At 35.2% G+C, this 17,579-nt stretch carries 17 protein-coding genes and 1 riboswitch; of the genes, 11 read left to right on the top strand and 6 right to left on the bottom strand.

Annotated elements, in window-relative coordinates:
* Positions 1-15: 15 nt before the first annotated feature.
* From sucC to C8N28_RS00685, 3 genes are all read left to right on the top strand, one after another.
* Positions 16-1,206 carry an ADP-forming succinate--CoA ligase subunit beta gene (gene sucC / locus C8N28_RS00695; protein ID WP_132220545.1) on the top strand — a complete coding sequence of 397 codons (1,191 nt, stop codon included), beginning with the start codon at positions 16-18 and terminating at the stop codon, positions 1,204-1,206.
* 93 nt (positions 1,207-1,299) lie between these two features.
* On the top strand, positions 1,300-2,745 hold the full coding sequence (asnS, locus tag C8N28_RS00690) for an asparagine--tRNA ligase (RefSeq protein ID WP_185140110.1): 1,446 nt from the start codon (positions 1,300-1,302) through the stop codon (positions 2,743-2,745).
* Between the two features lie 113 nt (positions 2,746-2,858).
* The gene (locus C8N28_RS00685; protein ID WP_132220541.1) at positions 2,859-3,479 is read left to right on the top strand and encodes an L-threonylcarbamoyladenylate synthase; all 621 of its coding nucleotides are present in this window, start codon (positions 2,859-2,861) and stop codon (positions 3,477-3,479) included.
* A 48-nt stretch (positions 3,480-3,527) separates the two neighbouring features.
* Here C8N28_RS00685 and trpA read toward each other — a convergent pair whose 3' ends face one another.
* From trpA to trpD, 4 genes are read right to left on the bottom strand one after another with little or no spacing between them, the layout of a single operon-like run.
* A complete protein-coding gene (trpA, locus tag C8N28_RS00680; protein WP_132220539.1) occupies positions 3,528-4,304 on the bottom strand; it encodes a tryptophan synthase subunit alpha in 777 nt (258 codons plus the stop codon).
* Positions 4,305-4,326: 22 nt separating this feature from the next.
* Complete coding sequence (gene trpB, locus C8N28_RS00675; protein ID WP_132220537.1) at positions 4,327-5,508, bottom strand: tryptophan synthase subunit beta; 1,182 nt, start codon at positions 5,506-5,508, stop codon at positions 4,327-4,329.
* 3 nt (positions 5,509-5,511) lie between these two features.
* The gene (locus C8N28_RS00670; protein ID WP_132220535.1) at positions 5,512-6,135 is read right to left on the bottom strand and encodes a phosphoribosylanthranilate isomerase; all 624 of its coding nucleotides are present in this window, start codon (positions 6,133-6,135) and stop codon (positions 5,512-5,514) included.
* Positions 6,132-7,121: an anthranilate phosphoribosyltransferase gene (gene trpD, locus C8N28_RS00665; RefSeq protein WP_132220533.1), complete on the bottom strand. Its 990-nt coding sequence runs from the start codon at positions 7,119-7,121 to the stop codon at positions 6,132-6,134. The genes C8N28_RS00670 and trpD overlap by 4 nt, the downstream gene beginning before the upstream one ends.
* 278 nt (positions 7,122-7,399) lie before the next feature.
* Between trpD and C8N28_RS00660 the strand changes: the two genes are divergently transcribed.
* From C8N28_RS00660 to C8N28_RS00640, 5 genes are all read left to right on the top strand, one after another.
* The gene (locus C8N28_RS00660) at positions 7,400-8,011 is read left to right on the top strand and encodes a SatD family protein (RefSeq protein WP_132220531.1); all 612 of its coding nucleotides are present in this window, start codon (positions 7,400-7,402) and stop codon (positions 8,009-8,011) included.
* Positions 8,008-8,721: a DUF3307 domain-containing protein gene (locus tag C8N28_RS00655; RefSeq protein WP_132220529.1), complete on the top strand. Its 714-nt coding sequence runs from the start codon at positions 8,008-8,010 to the stop codon at positions 8,719-8,721. The genes C8N28_RS00660 and C8N28_RS00655 overlap by 4 nt, the downstream gene beginning before the upstream one ends.
* Positions 8,722-8,860: 139 nt before the next feature.
* Positions 8,861-11,101, top strand: coding sequence for an inorganic phosphate transporter (locus C8N28_RS00650; protein ID WP_132220527.1), 2,241 nt, complete (start codon positions 8,861-8,863; stop codon positions 11,099-11,101).
* A 271-nt stretch (positions 11,102-11,372) separates the two neighbouring features.
* Complete coding sequence (locus C8N28_RS00645; protein ID WP_132220525.1) at positions 11,373-11,822, top strand: GNAT family N-acetyltransferase; 450 nt, start codon at positions 11,373-11,375, stop codon at positions 11,820-11,822.
* The gene (locus tag C8N28_RS00640) at positions 11,822-12,928 is read left to right on the top strand and encodes an alanine racemase (RefSeq protein ID WP_132220523.1); all 1,107 of its coding nucleotides are present in this window, start codon (positions 11,822-11,824) and stop codon (positions 12,926-12,928) included. The genes C8N28_RS00645 and C8N28_RS00640 overlap by 1 nt, the downstream gene beginning before the upstream one ends.
* A gap of 12 nt (positions 12,929-12,940) precedes the next feature.
* On the opposite strand, the gene C8N28_RS00635 is transcribed toward C8N28_RS00640, so the two are convergent.
* Positions 12,941-13,759, bottom strand: coding sequence for a helix-turn-helix domain-containing protein (locus C8N28_RS00635; RefSeq protein WP_132220521.1), 819 nt, complete (start codon positions 13,757-13,759; stop codon positions 12,941-12,943).
* A gap of 127 nt (positions 13,760-13,886) precedes the next feature.
* Positions 13,887-14,717, bottom strand: coding sequence for a hypothetical protein (locus C8N28_RS00630; RefSeq protein ID WP_132220519.1), 831 nt, complete (start codon positions 14,715-14,717; stop codon positions 13,887-13,889).
* Between the two features lie 197 nt (positions 14,718-14,914).
* On the opposite strand from C8N28_RS00630, the gene pdxH reads away from it, so the two are divergent.
* The 3 genes from pdxH to C8N28_RS00615 all read left to right on the top strand — a co-directional run bounded on the left by pdxH (position 14,915) and on the right by C8N28_RS00615 (position 17,170).
* Complete coding sequence (gene pdxH, locus C8N28_RS00625; protein WP_132220517.1) at positions 14,915-15,565, top strand: pyridoxamine 5'-phosphate oxidase; 651 nt, start codon at positions 14,915-14,917, stop codon at positions 15,563-15,565.
* A gap of 530 nt (positions 15,566-16,095) precedes the next feature.
* Positions 16,096-16,593, top strand: coding sequence for an RNA polymerase sigma factor (locus tag C8N28_RS00620; RefSeq protein WP_132220515.1), 498 nt, complete (start codon positions 16,096-16,098; stop codon positions 16,591-16,593).
* Entirely contained in the window at positions 16,580-17,170 is a 591-nt protein-coding gene (locus C8N28_RS00615; protein WP_132220513.1) for a hypothetical protein, read from the top strand. The genes C8N28_RS00620 and C8N28_RS00615 overlap by 14 nt, the downstream gene beginning before the upstream one ends.
* A 124-nt stretch (positions 17,171-17,294) precedes the next feature.
* A riboswitch (SAM riboswitch) is annotated at positions 17,295-17,398 on the top strand.
* Positions 17,399-17,579 lie beyond the last annotated feature (181 nt).

Genomic DNA, 17,579 nt, shown 5'->3' with positions numbered 1-17,579 from the left:
GCAAATTTTTAAAGCATGAATATTCACGAATATCAAGGTAAAGCAATTTTAAAAAGTTTTGGCGTACGTATCCAAGAAGGTATTGTTGCCGAAACTCCTGAACAAGCTGTTGAAGCAGCCAAACAGTTAAAAGCAGATTTTAATTCTGATTGGGTTGTTGTAAAAGCTCAAATCCATGCCGGTGGCCGTGGAAAAGGTGGAGGAGTAAAATTAGCTAAGAACTTGGATGAGGTTAAACAAAGAGCTTCAGATATTATCGGAATGCAATTGGTTACTCCGCAGACCGGTCCTGAAGGAAAGAAAGTTGGCAAAGTTTTAATTGCTCAGGATGTTTACTATCCGGGAGAAAGTGAAACGAAAGAAATATACATGAGCGTACTTTTAGATCGCGCTAAAGGACGTAACATCATTATGTATTCAACCGAAGGCGGGATGGATATTGAAGAGGTTGCAGAAAAAACACCTGAATTGATCTTTAAAGAAGAAATTGATCCTAAAGTTGGTTTGCAAGGCTTTCAAGCAAGAAAGATTGCTTTCAATTTAGGCTTAACCGGAGAAGCAAATAAAGAAATGGTGAAGTTTGTTGCCGCTTTATACAAGGCATACGACACAACCGATTCTTCAATGTTTGAAATTAACCCGGTTCTAAAAACTTCTGATAATAAAATATTAGCTGTTGATGCTAAAGTTGATTTAGACGAAAATGCATTATACCGTCATAAAGACTATTTAGAAATGCGCGATTTTGCTGAAGAAGATCCAACTGAAGTTGAAGCAGGAAAATCTAACCTAAACTACGTAAAACTAGATGGTAACGTAGGTTGTATGGTAAATGGTGCCGGACTAGCAATGGCTACGATGGATATCATTAAAATTGCTGGTGGTGAGCCTGCAAACTTCCTGGACGTAGGTGGTACTGCAAATGCAGAAACTGTTAAAGCAGGATTTAATATCATCTTACAAGATCCAAACGTAAAAGCAATCTTAATTAACATCTTCGGAGGTATTGTTCGTTGCGATCGTGTAGCACAAGGTGTTATTGATGCTTACAAAGAAATCGGTAATATTCCTGTTCCGATCATTGTTCGCTTACAAGGTACCAATGCCGAAGAAGCTAAAAAACTAATTGATGAGTCTGGGCTTAAGGTTTTCTCAGCCATTCAATTAAAAGAAGCTGCTGACTTAGTTACAAAAGTACTTTCTTAATAAGCAGAAGCAACTTTACCAAAATAATTAACCAAATAAACCTCCACTTCGGAGGTTTATTTGTTCTAAAATAATACTACATATTTTTCAATCATGACACATACAAGAATAAAAGACCTATTAAATTCAACAGACTTTGGAAAGGAGTTTATTGCCAAAGGATGGATAAGAACATTTAGAAACAACCAGTTTCTTGCCATTAATGATGGCTCTTGCCTGGGTAATCTACAAGTTGTAATAGGTCTTAATGTATTTGATGAAAAAGTAATCAAGAAACTTCATACAGGAGCATCTGTTTCTGTAAAGGGTACTTTAATTGAATCGCAAGGTAAAGGTCAGCGTGTTGAATTAAAAGCAGTTGAGCTGGAGGTTCTGGGAGAAAGTGATCCTGATAAATTCCCTTTACAACCTAAAAAACATAGCCTGGAGTTCTTACGTGAGATTGCGCATTTGCGTTTCCGGACCAATACTTTCAATGCTATTTTTAAAGTTCGAAACGCACTCGCTTTCGCTGTTCACCAATTCTTTAATGAACGCGGATTCGTTTATATACATACGCCAATCATTACAGGATCTGATGCCGAAGGTGCTGGTGAAATGTTTCAAGTAACGAACCTGGATTTAGATAGTTTACCAAGAAATGAAGCCGGTAAGATTGATTATAAGGAAGATTTCTTTGGCAAAGAAACCAATTTAACTGTTTCCGGACAATTAGAGGGTGAGCTTGCTGCAATGGCATTGGGGAACATCTATACCTTTGGTCCTACTTTCAGAGCTGAGAACTCGAACACTACGCGCCATTTGGCAGAATTCTGGATGATTGAACCTGAAATGGCATTCTACGATATTCATGACAACATGGATCTAGCGGAAGAGTTATTGAAATATGTAATTCGTCAGGCACTGGATCGTTGTCCGGATGAAATTGAATTCTTAAGAAACAGGTTGCTTGAAGAAGATAAACAAAAACCTCAGGCAGATCGTTCTGAAATGGATTTAGTAGAAAAACTTAAGTTTATATTAGAAAATGATTTTGAACGAGTTACCTATACAGAAGCCGTTGATATATTAAAACGCTCAAAACCAAATCAAAAGAAACAGTTTAAATATCTTGTTGACGATTGGGGAATTGATCTGCAATCAGAACATGAGCGCTATTTAGTAGAAAAACACTTTAAAAAGCCTGTTATCTTAATTGATTATCCGGCAGATATTAAAGCATTCTACATGCGTCAGAACGAAGTGGATGAGAATGGAAGAAAGACTGTTGCAGCAATGGATATTCTTTTTCCAGGGATTGGTGAAATCGTTGGAGGTTCACAACGTGAAGAGCGATATGATGTGTTAACGCAACGCATGGCTGAGATGAACATTCCGACAAAAGAAATGGAATGGTTTTTAGATACACGCCGATTTGGAACTGCTCCGCATGCTGGATTCGGATTGGGTTTTGAAAGGCTGGTATTATTTGTAACCGGTATGGGAAATATTCGCGATGTGATTCCTTTCCCTCGTTATCCGAACAATGCTGAGTTTTAAACACAGCACAAAGCATTTCATTTAAAGGTTCTTAATCAGAATTATTTCTTATAAATGAAATCAAAACTAATATCCCTCTGTTATTCATTAGAGTAATAGTAAAATATATAAAAATGTTTATTAAAATTTACGAAGAAAATCCAAATCCGAAGAGCATATCTCAGGTGGTGGATATTTTAAGAAAAGGTGGGGTGATTATTTATCCTACAGATACTATTTATGGAATAGGATGCGATATAACAAATCCGAAAGCAATAGAGCGTGTTTGTCAGATTAGAGGGTTAAAACCTGAAAAAGCAAACCTGTCTTTTATTTGCAATGATTTAACTTCTATTTCTTTATATACCAAGCCCCTCGATAATGTGACCTTCCGTTTGTTAAAGAAATCACTACCTGGGCCATTTACTTTTATATTCAATGCAAGCGGACAAGTACCTAAGCTATTAAGTTCAAAGAAAAAGACAGTAGGTATCCGTGTTCCAGATAATAATATTGCTCGTGAAATAGTAAGAGAATTAGGAAACCCTATTGTTTCTGCCTCAATACATGACGATGATGAACTTGTTGAATATTCAACAGATCCGGAATTGATCTACGAGAAATACAGTGACCTGGTTGATGTTGTTATTGATGGAGGCTATGGAGACAATATTCCCTCTACTGTAGTTGATTGTACAACCGGAGAATTCGAAGTAATACGTCAAGGCGAAGGTGATCTGGCCTTATATTTATAAAGTTCAATATATAAGCAAAGGTTAAATAAGAACCTTTGCTTATATTATTTATCCTTCTTTAATACTGCGTATAAACTCTGGTATACGCTGCAAATAATCATCACTTTCTAACTGTCTTACAAACGCACTTCCAATAATAGCCGCATCAGCAGCTCCTGCAGCTTGTTTAAAGTTATCATGATTGGAAATACCAAAGCCAATAACAATACGGTTATTTAAGTTTAATGCCTTTATACGCTGAAAATAACTCAAGCGCTCGTCAGAAACTTTTAAATCTTTTCCTGTTGTTGCTGAAGAAGACAATAAGTAAATGAAGTCTGTACTCAAAGAGTCGATCTTACGAACCCGATCATCAGTAGTTTGAGGGCTTACCAGAAAAACATTACTGATTCCATTGCTTTTAAAAATATCCTCGTATAATTCCTCATACTCATACATCGGCAAATCTGGAATAATTGCACCATCTACTCCTACTTCAGCACATGATTTGCAAAAACGCTCTACCCCATATTGATAAACAGTATTGAAATAACCCATCAGATAAACAGGGATAGAAACACGTTTACGAAGTTCTTTCAATTGCTCAAAAAGAACTTCTAAGGTCATTCCGTTTTGTAGAGCAACTTGAGAACTATGTTGAATTACAGGGCCATCAGCCAAAGGATCTGAATAAGGAAATCCTATTTCCAAAAAGTCGGCTCCTGCCTTTTCAAGTCCTTCTGCTATGTCAAGCGTATTGTTCAAATGAGGATATCCTGCCGTAAAATATATCGATAATATATTTTTATCTTTCTTATTATTAAATAATTGTGCTAATCTATTCATGTTATTGTTAAGCTATAATAAATTAAAAAGAAAAGTAATTCATATAATTATCCAAATCCTTATCCCCACGTCCAGAAAGACAAAGAATAATATCATCATCCTTTTCAAATTTCATTTTCTCCAATTGGGCTAAAGCATGTGCACTCTCTATAGCAGGAATAATTCCCTCCAGGCGTGTTAATAATAAACCTGCCTGCATGGCTTCATCATCAGTAATACTCACATATTTTACACGCTTGTTTTCATGCAAAAAAGCGTGCTGTGGACCTATACCAGGATAATCTAAGCCTGCCGAGATAGAATAAGGCTCGATAACCTGACCATCGGGAGTTTGCATTAATATGGTACGACTTCCATGCAATACACCTTCTTTACCTAAAACCGAAGTTGCGGCCGAATGACCACTGCGAATTCCCTTACCAGCAGCTTCAGCAGCAATTAATTGAACACTTTCATCTTCCAGGAAATGATAAAACATACCAATAGCATTACTGCCACCACCCACACAAGCCATTACATAATCTGGTAATTTACCTTTCTTATCCAATAATTGTTGTTTCGCTTCAGAAGATATAATGGACTGGAATCGAGCTACCATATCCGGATAAGGATGCGGTCCGACTACAGATCCTATAATATAATGAGTATCAACCGGATTATTGATCCAATCACGTAAGGCCTCATTTGTAGCATCTTTTAAGGTTTTACTTCCTGATTCTGCAGCAACTACCGTGGCACCCATCATTTTCATTCTTGCCACATTAGGAGCTTGTCGCTTAATATCTATGGCACCCATGTAAACCACACATTCCAAGCCTTTTAAGGCACAAACAGTTGCTGTTGCTACACCATGTTGCCCAGCACCAGTTTCAGCAATAATTCTCTTCTTTCCAAGACGCTGAGCCAATAGAATCTGGCCAATTGTATTATTGATTTTATGTGCACCAGTATGGTTTAAGTCCTCTCGTTTAAGATAAACATTTGCACCATATCGTTCAGATAAACGTTCGGCCAAATACAAAGGTGAAGGCCTGCCCACATAATCACGCATCAGCTGATCAAATTCGGCTTGAAAATCAGGATCATTCATGATCTTCAAATATTCTTGTCTTAGCTCTTCAACATTCGGATAAAGCATTTCAGGAATATAGGCACCTCCAAATTTGCCATAATAACCCTTTTCATTTACTTGATATTTACTCATTATTTATTTTTTTAATGCTTGTTTTAATAATAGTATATTTTTAATTCCTGGAGAAGACTCAAAGCGAGAGTTTAAGTCGATTGCATATAAGCGCTCATCTTCAAATGTATATGCATCCTGAAAATTATCAAGATCAATACCACCACTTAAGAAATAGCGCTTATCAAATGGGTATCTTTTCAGAACATCCCAGTTAAACACACGTCCTGAACCACCATATATGGATGTTTTTGTATCAAATAAGAAATAATCTGCAACCAACAAATAAGGCTCTAATTGATTAAAATCAAATTCAGAGTCTATTCCAAAAGCTTTAATAATCTCTAAGCCTGTACTCTCTTTTACATCTTTACAAAATGCTACACTCTCATGCCCATGCAATTGAATCGCATCAAATTGATATTTATTAACGACCGTAACAATTTCTTCTAGAGATGCATTTACAAATACTGCGGTCTTCTTAACGTCTTTTAACCCTTTAATATATTCAATATCCAATTCTCCAACAAACCTTGAAGAAGAAGGATAAAAAACAAAGCCTATATATTGAGGATCCAATGAAAGAACTTCTTTAATATTAGAAGGCTCCCTCAATCCACATATCTTTATGACTGGTAACGGTCTCATAATTTCAATAAAGTCTTAAAGCTTTTTAAAGCCATTCCGCTTAACAGAGATTCTTCAGCCTCAAGGAAACATTCGTGAAACGATGCTTCAGGTTTAATAGTATGAATAGCGATGGCTGCATTTGCTAATACTACCCTATTTTGCACATCATTCCCTTCATTATGTAAGATTGTTTTAAATATACCAGCGGCCTCTTCCACTGTATCACCACCTCTAATATCTTTGGGATTGATTGCTTCAAAACCAAGCTCTTTTAAGGTCGTTATTTGTTCAGCACCGTTATTAATAACTTTAAAGCTACCTGTTAAAGAAACTTCATCATAGCCATCTAAAGCATGAATAATGCTGAATTGCTTATCTGTTTTTTGATAAATATAGGCGTATAAACGTGCTAACTCCAGACTGAATACTCCTACAGATTGATAATGAGGATTTGCAGGGTTAATTAGCGGACCCAGCATATTGAAGAATGTTTTAATTCCTAATTCACGACGAATTGGAGCTACTGTTTTCATAGCCGGATGGAAAAGAGGTGCATGAAGAAAACAAATATTTGCTTCATCCAAGGAGCGATAAATCTCATCCTGATCATTACTAAACTGATAACCCAGGTATTCCATCACATTAGAAGATCCACATCCTGATGACACACCATAATTACCATGTTTCGCAACCTTATGTCCAGCACCAGCAACAATAAATGAAGCCAATGTTGATATGTTGAATGTATTTTTCCCATCCCCTCCTGTACCGCACAAATCAATCAGTTTATAATCACGATAATCACGCTTTACACTCAAATCAAACATTGAGTCACGAAAGCCCTCCAGCTCTTCTTCACGAATTGCACGCATACTGTAAGCTGTCATAAAAGACGCAATCTGCGAACTATTATACTTGCCAGTCGCAATATTTGTCAGTATTTCATGAGCTTCTTTACGTGTAAAGCTTTTATGCTCAAAAAGGTGTGATAAGATTTTCTTCATTTCAAATTACGAAAAAAGGCTTGTCTTTTATAGACAAGCCTCAATTATTGTTAAAAAATATTTTATATACGAGTCATGCCACAGAGGTTATCCTTTGTGCCACCACCAGCTGAAATATGATAATTTTCTATTCATTTAATTCATGTCAAATATGAAGAATAATTTTAATAAATACAAATAGCATTATTTATCTTTCAACTAAATAATTATCCACAAAATGTGTGATATTTTGAATTATCATTTAAAAATGTGATATATTTATATAAAATTTTATTAAGATGCATGCAGTAATAACCGGTGACATCATTAATTCCACAAAAGTGGATCCTAAAATCTGGCTTCCCGTTTTAAAAGACGTTTTAAATAAAGCAGGTTCAACGCCCAAAGAATGGGAAATATACAGAGGAGATAGCTTCCAGCTATTTATAAAAGACCCTCTCCTTGCTTTAACCATCGCCATTCAAATTAAGGCAGCAATTAAAACCATCAAATCGCTGGATGTACGCATGGCTATTGGCATAGGTAACGTAAAGCATGCGTCCAATAATGTTACTGAAGCAAACGGTACTGCCTTTATTTACTCAGGAGAAAGATTTGAAGGATTAAAAAAGGAAAAGCTAAATCTTGCACTCCGGTCAGATTGGCCCCAATTCGACCTAGATGTTAATCTGTTTTTAAAACTTGCTCTGTTAATTATGGATCATTGGACAGAAAGCGCTGCAGAAATGATTAAAACCTCTTTAGAGAACCCCAATAAAGCACAATCAGAACTAGGCAGTATTATTGGAATTAAACAAAATGCCGTTAGCAGTCGTTTAAAGCGAGCTGCTTTCGAGGAGATATCAGAAATGATTCAAGTATATCAGCTTAAATTAAAAAGAAATTTATGACATTACTTCTCAAATTGATACTTGCTCACTTTTTGGGCGATTTCCTATTCCAATCAAGCAAATGGGTCAAAGCAAAGGAACTTGGAAAGGCGAAAGCCTATCAACTTTATCTCCATGTTTTTATCCATTTTGCTCTAACCATGCTCTTAATCTGGGATTGGAGTTTTTGGCCTTGGGCAACAGCCATTACAGCCAGCCACCTGCTAATAGATAGCATTAAGCTTTATTTACAGCAGCAAAAATACAAACGACTTCTTTTCTTTGCCGATCAGTTCTTACATCTTTTAGTTCTGTTTATTGTTTGGTATTATTATGAAATACATCCTCTGAATGTAATTTCAATCAATCCGAATTACATATTGCTTTGGGCCACTACCCTGTTTATACTTACTCAGCCATTATCGATCGCCATTAAAATATTTATTTCAAAATGGACACCCAATACCGAGGATAAAGAAAATGATTCATTAGAAGATGCCGGTCAATACATTGGGTACCTGGAGCGCCTGTTGGTATTTACATTCATTATTACCAATCATTGGGAAGCCGTTGGTTTCTTAATAACTGCTAAATCGGTTTTCCGGTTTGGTGATTTAAAGGCATCTAAGGAGCGAAAGCTCACAGAATATGTCCTTATCGGCACACTTATTAGCTTTGGCACAGCCATTTCCATTGCATTGTTATTTCAATTCGTTTTACAACTGATTTAACCTAAATAACTTTTATTCAAATACAATTCAATTAACTACCTTTGTCGCGATAATAATGGTCATCTAATATTAAATTAACTTTATAACTCTATAATCATTTAATATTTTTCAAGCTTCTCTGTAAACAAAATCACACCGAATGACTTTTATAATATTTCTAGTAGTTATCCTATTCATACTTGCTATTTCAGATTTAATTGTTGGAGTAAGTAATGACGCAGTTAACTTCTTAAACTCTGCTATTGGTTCAAAAGCCGCTCCTTATCGTGTAATTATTATAACTGCCATTGTCGGTATCTTACTAGGCTCCTTTTTCTCGAGTGGAATTATGGAAATTGCCCGAAAAGGGATATTTCATCCGGAATATTTCACTTTCGATAAGATTATGTGGGTATTTCTAGCTGTTATGCTAACTGATATTATCTTATTAGATATCTTTAATTCACTCGGCCTTCCAACTTCTACTACCGTTTCCATTGTTTTCGAATTATTGGGTGCAGCCACTGTAGTAGGTATCCTATTCTCTATCGAGCAAAATGACAATATAGCAGATGCTTTCAAATACATTAACTTCGAAAGTACCATCTCCATTATAACAGGGATATTTCTATCGGTATTTATTGCTTTTACCTGTGGTGTTGTATTTCAATATCTATTCCGACAGCTATTTACATTCGAATATGCCAATCGTTTAAAACAATTCGGAGCACTTTTCGCAGGCTTCGGAATCACATCCATCGTTTACTTTTTATTAATAAAAGGATTAAAAGGCACAACTCTCTTTAGTCCCGATAGCGTTACATGGGTAAATGATAACATTGCCTTCCTCTTAGCTATTATATTTATAATAATTGTTTTAATTTGCTTCTTATTACAACATTATGCTAAGGTAAACCCATTAAAGATTGTAGTTTTGGCAGGAACATTTGCACTAGCGATGGCTTTTGCAGGAAATGATCTGGTTAATTTTATCGGGGTTCCTATTACAGGTTATTTAGCCTTCCAGAACTGGGCAGCGAGTGGTGTTCCTGCTAACGAACTCTACCAAACCTATTTAGCCAGCGACGATGTTATAGTACCTAATTTTATGCTGCTCCTTGCAGGAGTAATTATGTCTTTAACGATCTGGTTCAATGCGAAAGCTAAAAAAGTAACAGAAACAGAGGTTAATTTAGGAAGACAAGATGAAGGCGAAGAACGATTTAAAGCAAATGCAGTTTCAAGAAGCATTGTAAAATCTTCTATTATGCTCGGAAACCTGGTATCTGTATTCTTACCGCGCAATACCTATAAAAACTACCGCTTAAATCTTGAGAAAAGTAAAATTCAAAAAGCTACCAATGTACAGGGAGAAGATTCAGCTGCATTTGATTTAGTAAGAGCCTCCTCTAATCTAATTATAGCAAGTATTATTATTGCATGGGCAACCTCCATGAAACTTCCTCTATCAACCACCTATGTAACTTTTATGGTAGCAATGGGAAGTTCTCTAGCCGATCGTGCATGGGGTAGAGAATCTGCCGTATACCGTGTTGCCGGAGTATTGAGTGTTATTGGGGGCTGGTTTATCACAGCCGTTATTGCCTTTGTAGTTGCTGGTTTATTTGCTTTAATTCTATATAAAGGAGAGATAACGGGTACATTTATTTTAATCTTGATTACCTTAGTTTACATTATATTTTCTCACATTAAGTTTGCACAAAAGGAAAAGAAAGCCCAAAAATTAAAAGGGAAATTCACCGTACTTGAAGCATCCGATTTAGACTTATTTGAAAGAAATAAACGGATGGTAAACAATGTATTAATTGAAGTTTATCAAAACTATCATAGCACCATTACATCGCTTAATGCGAATAATACCTCTCAATTAAAAAAGGTAAATGCCGATATGGATGAGATGGTGCAATACGGTTTTAAAATACGTACAAAAAGTATAAAATACATTAAAGAACTTCAGACAACCGACAAAGAAACTGCTGAAGTAATTCTTTATAGCACTGATTTATTGCAAGACATGATTCAATCGGCTAAATTCTTAAGTGAAGAAAGCCTTGAATACATTAATAACCTGCATCAAGCACCACAAAAAAGCTTTATAAAAACAGTGGAGAAGCTAAATAGTAAAATGGAAGTCTTCTTTAAGTTGATCATAGAAAGCTTAAGTAATCCGCAAGCCATCGACTACGATGTTGTTAGAAAAAGCAGAGATGAACTAAGAGAATTTATTAACTCTCATTTAGATCGTCAGATTTCAGAAATTCAACAAAGAAATCTCAGTACAAAACAAGCTATTTTACAAACTAATATCTTTTTACAGAGTCGGGATATTTTAGCAGTAATGCTCCGCATTTCTAAAATGTATAGGCGATATCAAAAATAGATTTTCACGTTTTTACCTGATTTGATGCTGTTTTTCGTTAAAAATCGCATAAAACTGCTGTTTTTAGCCCTATTTTTCTTAAATTTGCAAATCTTCTATCAAGGACGTTGATCCAATTCTAATGTATAGAAATATACATTTCACTTTAAAATTGGAATTTCAAAAGCCTGATTCTTGCGTATATCACGCGTATTTTATCTTGCATTTTTGTTATCGGATTAATCTCCTTGGTAGGTATTTTTTAATTCCCCATTGGGAGCAAACTTACAAGATGATTGAAATAAAAGAATTCAATAAAAACAATCAATTACCCACATCAGAAAAACTTAAAATCTCATCCTTTCTTTATCAGCATTTAGATGAATACGGTGACCCTCAAGCCGCCATCGAAAAAGCAATTGACTATGCCCTGGGAAAAAATGATAGCCTGGGCGGTCACGTTTTTATCGCCGAAGAGCAGAATGAATTAATAGGTGCTGTAGTCATCAATAAAACAGGGATGAATGATTATATCCCTGCAAATATATTAGTCTATATAGCTACCCATAAAAACTTCAGAGGGAAAGGAATTGGAAAAAACATTATGAAAAAAGTCATTGAAAATGTAGAAGGAGATATAGCTCTTCATGTTGAACCCAATAATCCTGCAAAGAAGCTCTATGAAAAATTAGGCTTTACTAATAAATATTTAGAAATGCGTTTAATAAAGGAGGTTATATAATGGCATATTTAACCTTAAATAAAGAAAAGCTAAAATATAATTACCAAAAGCTTGATCGGTTTTTTGTAAAAAATGATATCTCATGGTCTGTAGTAGCAAAAGTACTTTGTGGGAATCAGAAATACCTGGAACAGCTTATTGGTTTAGGAGTCAAACAAATTTGTGACTCTCGTTTAAGCAATCTGGAGATGATTAAATCGATAGATCCAGCAATAGAAACCATTTACATCAAGCCTCCTGCTAAAGCAAATATTACCCGGATTGTTGAATTTGCTGACATCAGCTTTAATACAGAATTCGAAACCATCAAACTGCTATCGCTTGCAGCCAAAGAAGTGAATAAAACGCATAAGATCGTAGTTATGGTTGAACTTGGAGAGTTAAGAGAGGGTGTAATGCGAGAACAATTTGTAGACTTTTATTCTAAAGTCTTTCAGCTACCCAATATTGAAGTTGTAGGCATAGGCGCCAATCTTACCTGTTTATATGGAGTTCTGCCAAATCAAGATAAGCTCATTCAACTTTGTTTGTATAAGGAATTGGTAGAAGCTAAATTCAAACGTAAAATAGCTTACGTTTCGGGAGGAACATCAGTTACGATTCCCCTCATAAAGAAAGGTTTATTACCTAATGGGATCAATCATTTCCGTGTGGGAGAAACTCTTTATTTAGGGACTGATGTTTATCATAATACAGTTCTTGAGTCAATGCATAACGATGTATTTAAGCTTTGCGCTGATATCATTGAGCTTACGGAAAAACCAATGATTCCTACCGGGGAATTCGGACTTAACCTTACGGGCGAAACCCCTGTATTCGACCAAAAGAATGCAGGAATCAATTCTTATAGAGCTATTGTAGATATAGGTATATTGGATGTAGAGGTCAACCATCTTAGCCCGGTTGACTCAACCATGGAGATAGTTGGAGCAAGCTCTGACATGACAATTATTGACTTAGGAGATAATTTGCAACAACACAAAGTTGGCGACACAATCGAATTTAAAGTAGATTATATGGGGCTTCTGCGATTAATGAATTCAACTTATATTGAGAAGATGTTTGAAGATGAAGTCAATGTTTTCCAATTAGCTTATCAAAACTAAAGAGAAATTTTTCTAAGATTCAATGAATTCTAATGTTTCCTTATATTCCACAGGAGTTAATCCGGAAAAATTTCGGAATTCACTGATAAAATGGGATTGATCATAAAAGCCGAATCGTATAACCATTTCCAACCAATCTATTCCGGGATTTTCTTTAATAAAGTACTTGGCTTGATTATAGCGAAGTAAACGCTGAAACATTTTCGGGGTCATACCGATTTCGCTTTTAAATGCTCTCTCCAACGTTTTTGGGCTGGTACTCGTTAAATGCTGAAGCTTTTTGATAGTCATTTCTCCAGCACTATTATTTAGAATATCTAATGAAGTTGAGACACAAGACCTATTTTGTTTTTTTATTTCCTGGGCCTTACGAATCAAGAAATATTCTATCAGCTCAATTACTTTCTCTGGCGATTTTGAATGCATTATTTTATCATATAACACATTGATCTCATTTCCAAAAATGACTTGTGCATCAACAATTCTATCAGTAAGGTAATGTAAATCCATTCCAGTAAGTTGATGCAATCCTGTCGGCGTAAAGTTCACGGCTATTAAATTCATATGCATTGAACTGCTAAATAAATAGCTTGGTGATACCGCCTGGCCTACATAGTAAACTTTATGTTTCAGCTGACTGTGTTCTCTTTTTTTGAAAACAATATCTTCCATTTCATCAACATTAAAAATAAGACCTTGAAAAATGGGAGAATGGTTTGGGAAAACTATCGGAGTAGAAAGCTTTACACTTTTCAATCGATAATGCGTCACAATTCCGCTTAAAGCTGGATGCGGATATTTTGCTACATATTGAAAAAATGACGCATTCATCTATGTTAACATTTCATGTTTAGTTTAACTTTTATTTAAAGATAATAATTTAAAAGATAATATTACATAAACAGAGCAGCCTTGCTATTCTGTATTCAGAACAACAAGGCTGCCCACAATCAGTCTCTTACTTTTTATAAGTAATTGTTGCTGAAAATAATGTTACGTTATTTTGTTTCCCACTAATCTTTGTCGGGAATTTTGGATTATCTGTGTCATTAAATTCATAAGTGTACGTAAAATCCATATTTCCTCCTTCTGAAGTGATGGTAACTTTAGAAGGGTTATTTCTTCTGCCAATAATATCTACGAAATCAATATTATCACCCAAGGGAACACCACCCAATATATTTATTTTAGACCATCCTGGTATATTTACAATCGGCGAATTTTTATCATCATAGGTTACATTGATTTTAAGATGCCCCATATCCCCGAGTTCAGTTTCTCCTTTTAGCAGATTACCATTGCTATCAAATTCCACAGAAACATCTCCTCCTTCACTATTATCCAGTATCCATTCTCCATCTTTGTTTGCATATGGCTTAATTGTAAAGGCATTGTTGTTTAAATATCCAAACTCCAGCTTGCTAATTTGTTTACTCCCCCGATATTCAAATTCCCTAACAAGAATGCTGTTTTCATATTCATATGTGTTATAATCACCCTCTCTGTATTGTATTTTAGTAATCAAGTCACCTTCATATTCATAAGACTCAATTCTTTCTTCGCTGGTTGTTATTTTCTCAAGCTTCTTTGTATTTGAAACATAGCTAAAATTATACGTTTTTGTTTTTCCCTCTAGCTCCAACACTACCTTTACAGGTAATGTATTAGATTCTGTTGCAGGCGGTAAAGGCGGAGACAGAGGCCCTATTGGTGGATCTGGATCAACAGTATTTTTACTACAGGATACAGATAGTAATACGACAGATAGAAATAGTAATACTTTTTTCATAAAAATAATTTTTATAAATTTTTGTTTAACTTAATATAATAAACCATAAATTAATATTTAAACAAAGATAACTAGCTCCCATTGTTTGGTATAGGAAAAAAACGACATTTTGATTTACCTGCTTATCAAGCCCATATTCATAATTATAATTTGTTTTTTCTTTACCTTTACATCACTTTATCTAAATCTACAAGTCCATGGAAAAAGATCTTTCTCATCTTCATGATATCCGTACAGAATATATAAAAGCACATTTACACGAAGAAAATGTAGAAAAGAATCCGATAGAACAATTCTCAAATTGGTTTTCAGAAGCTATTCACGCTAAGGTTATGGAACCCAATGCAATGACTCTGGCTACCACTTCTGCCAGCGGACAAGCAAATGCCCGAATCGTATTGCTTAAGTATGTAGATGAAAAAGGATTTGTATTCTTTACCAACTATACCAGCAGAAAAGGAGAAGAAATAGCAGAAAATAATAAGATCGCCCTTTTGTTCTTCTGGCCCGAACTTGAGAGACAAGTACGTATTTTAGGAACCGTAGAGAAAACATCTTACCAGGAATCTGAAGAATACTTTCATTCCAGGCCTATCGGCAGTCAGCTGGGCGCTTTAGCATCGCATCAAAGTGCTAAAATTGAAAGCAGAACTGTGATCGAAGAAAATTTAGATCGCTTAACGGAAAAATTCAAGGATATTGAAATTCCTTTACCCGATTACTGGGGAGGCTATCGATTAACACCACATTATTTGGAATTCTGGCAAGGTGGCGCTCAACGATTGCACGATCGGGTTGTATATGAAAAGAGAGATTCTTCCTGGGATATTTATAGAGTATCACCTTAGTGCAAATTAAGCACACATATTAGGCAAACAATCTGGCTGATCACTCAGCTGTTTCTAAAAGACTGCAAAATAGTCCTATGTCCTGCAAAATAGTCTATTAAATTATACATCTGCGACTGTATGGCAGGTTATACCTTGCTTTACATATGTGTGTCGTTAGCGGGTAATCCCTGCGTTGTGTCTGCGTTGTTTTGGTCAAAACAACGCAGACACAATAGAAGAATGGTTCAATAATTTACTTAATATGTAAACTAAGGACTTTTCTAAACAAATTGATGCGTAAGAAAGTGAGTGAAACTATTTCAATATAGTTTCAATTTAGCCAAAATCGGCTCCCTTGTACATAAAAAAGAATTACAATCAACTAAAAATAAGTTTGGCACAGTTATTGACAATTGTCTAGTAGGTTTATAATTGGTTAGTAAAGGTTCCCATTCTCCCCGTTTGGGAGCCTTTCTTCTTTAACCCTGCCCTATTAAAAACATTGCATGTAACAAAAAGAGCTTTCAACTGTCAAAGTCTTTAGATAAATGGATACTAAAGAAACCCAATTTAAGGAATTGTTTGATAAAAACTCGAAGATCATATATCATTTATGTTATGGTTATACGGGTGACAGCGATTCTGCGAATGATTTAATGCAAGAGACATTTATTAAGGTTTGGCAGAATCTGGATGGATTTCGAAATCAATCGCAAATTTCTACCTGGATTTATCGCATTGCTATTAATACCTGTCTTTCTTATTTAAGGGTTGAAAAACGAAAAGTAACCGATGAAATTAGTGATTTTATATTAGAAAACACGGCAGAACCCATATCGGAAAAAGAAGAACAGGTATCATTATTATATAAGTGCATATCTCAATTAGAAGAAAACGAACGTATTATTATTACACTGGTTCTGGATGAAGTGCCTTATCCTGAGATTGCAGAAATATCTGGAATTTCTGAAGGAAACTTACGTGTAAAAATTCATCGTATCAAGCATAGGTTAACAGATATTTATAATCGATATGAAAGACTTTGAGGCGATAAAACGACTGTGGCAAGTACAACCCACCGAGCCGGTTAGTATCGAAGATGTATTTACCAGAATAAACGAAGAAAAGCGGGGTTATGCTCGTAAGCTATTAAAACAAACAATAATAGTGGCTATCGCTTTATTTCTTATTTTTATGGTTTGGCTAACAGCTACTTTTATTACATGGACATCCCATTTAGCTGTGGTTATTGTTATGGGATGCTTAATTTACTATTTCTGTATCCAATTAGAGGATTATCTAAAAATAAATAAAACTGCCTTTATCTTTAAAAAACCTGACGAATATATTGCTTACCTAAAAGATTATAAAAAATCGAGGTTTAAATTAAATACACAATCCTATCAGATATATGTCATCTTCATTGGCATAGCGCTCGTTCTGCTCGCATTCGAAATGTATTACATTCTCCCCCTCTCTCTATTGATATTTTACATCGTAATGAGCATAGTTTGGATTTTTCTTTGTCAATTTGTTTTCATGAAGCAATTCAATAAAAAAGAAGAACAACGCCTGCAAGAAATCATCTCTGATTTAGAACGGTTAAGTCAGCAATTCCTTTAATAAGCCTGTAATATCTATGTAAGAAATCGTTTTTTACATAAACTCTTTTGCAAATCCAAGAATGGATTGTATATTTGCGAAGTACATTCAAAAGATGTATTGATCATTACTCTTCAAGAGTCTTGATTTATAAAGAAGTGGCGAGAGACTGGCTCGATGAACCACTGGCAACCATCCGAAAAGAAAAGGTGCCAATTCCTGTCCCAAATTAATGGGAGCATATAAATTTTAAAGACATGCAAACAAAAAACAATATCTACCAAACCAAACTTAGCATACAAGCTAAATCTACATCTCCTTTTGCGTTCGTTATTCCTCGAATGCCTCAGATGTGTATATGCCTTGATGGTTGTTGTTGCTGTTAAGCCATCCCAAAGCAAATTCAATAGAAAAGTTAATTTCTGCTAGG

Source organism: Albibacterium bauzanense, from assembly GCF_004339765.1.
Classification (GTDB): Bacteria; Bacteroidota; Bacteroidia; order Sphingobacteriales; family Sphingobacteriaceae; genus Albibacterium; species Albibacterium bauzanense.
Note: the sequence above shows the minus strand (reverse complement) of the source record. Positions and strands in the feature narration are given on the sequence as shown.

Coding starts and splice junctions, on each gene's coding strand:
- trpA (WP_132220539.1), bottom strand. CDS start 4,304: ATGAATAGATTAGCACAATTATTTAATAATAAGAAAGATAAAAATATA.
- C8N28_RS00650 (WP_132220527.1), top strand. CDS start 8,861: ATGACTTTTATAATATTTCTAGTAGTTATCCTATTCATACTTGCTATT.
- C8N28_RS00655 (WP_132220529.1), top strand. CDS start 8,008: ATGACATTACTTCTCAAATTGATACTTGCTCACTTTTTGGGCGATTTC.
- C8N28_RS00620 (WP_132220515.1), top strand. CDS start 16,096: ATGGATACTAAAGAAACCCAATTTAAGGAATTGTTTGATAAAAACTCG.
- sucC (WP_132220545.1), top strand. CDS start 16: ATGAATATTCACGAATATCAAGGTAAAGCAATTTTAAAAAGTTTTGGC.
- trpD (WP_132220533.1), bottom strand. CDS start 7,121: ATGAAGAAAATCTTATCACACCTTTTTGAGCATAAAAGCTTTACACGT.
- pdxH (WP_132220517.1), top strand. CDS start 14,915: ATGGAAAAAGATCTTTCTCATCTTCATGATATCCGTACAGAATATATA.
- C8N28_RS00630 (WP_132220519.1), bottom strand. CDS start 14,717: ATGAAAAAAGTATTACTATTTCTATCTGTCGTATTACTATCTGTATCC.
- C8N28_RS00660 (WP_132220531.1), top strand. CDS start 7,400: ATGCATGCAGTAATAACCGGTGACATCATTAATTCCACAAAAGTGGAT.
- C8N28_RS00670 (WP_132220535.1), bottom strand. CDS start 6,135: ATGAGACCGTTACCAGTCATAAAGATATGTGGATTGAGGGAGCCTTCT.
- C8N28_RS00645 (WP_132220525.1), top strand. CDS start 11,373: ATGATTGAAATAAAAGAATTCAATAAAAACAATCAATTACCCACATCA.
- C8N28_RS00635 (WP_132220521.1), bottom strand. CDS start 13,759: ATGAATGCGTCATTTTTTCAATATGTAGCAAAATATCCGCATCCAGCT.
- C8N28_RS00685 (WP_132220541.1), top strand. CDS start 2,859: ATGTTTATTAAAATTTACGAAGAAAATCCAAATCCGAAGAGCATATCT.
- asnS (WP_185140110.1), top strand. CDS start 1,300: ATGACACATACAAGAATAAAAGACCTATTAAATTCAACAGACTTTGGA.
- C8N28_RS00615 (WP_132220513.1), top strand. CDS start 16,580: ATGAAAGACTTTGAGGCGATAAAACGACTGTGGCAAGTACAACCCACC.
- trpB (WP_132220537.1), bottom strand. CDS start 5,508: ATGAGTAAATATCAAGTAAATGAAAAGGGTTATTATGGCAAATTTGGA.
- C8N28_RS00640 (WP_132220523.1), top strand. CDS start 11,822: ATGGCATATTTAACCTTAAATAAAGAAAAGCTAAAATATAATTACCAA.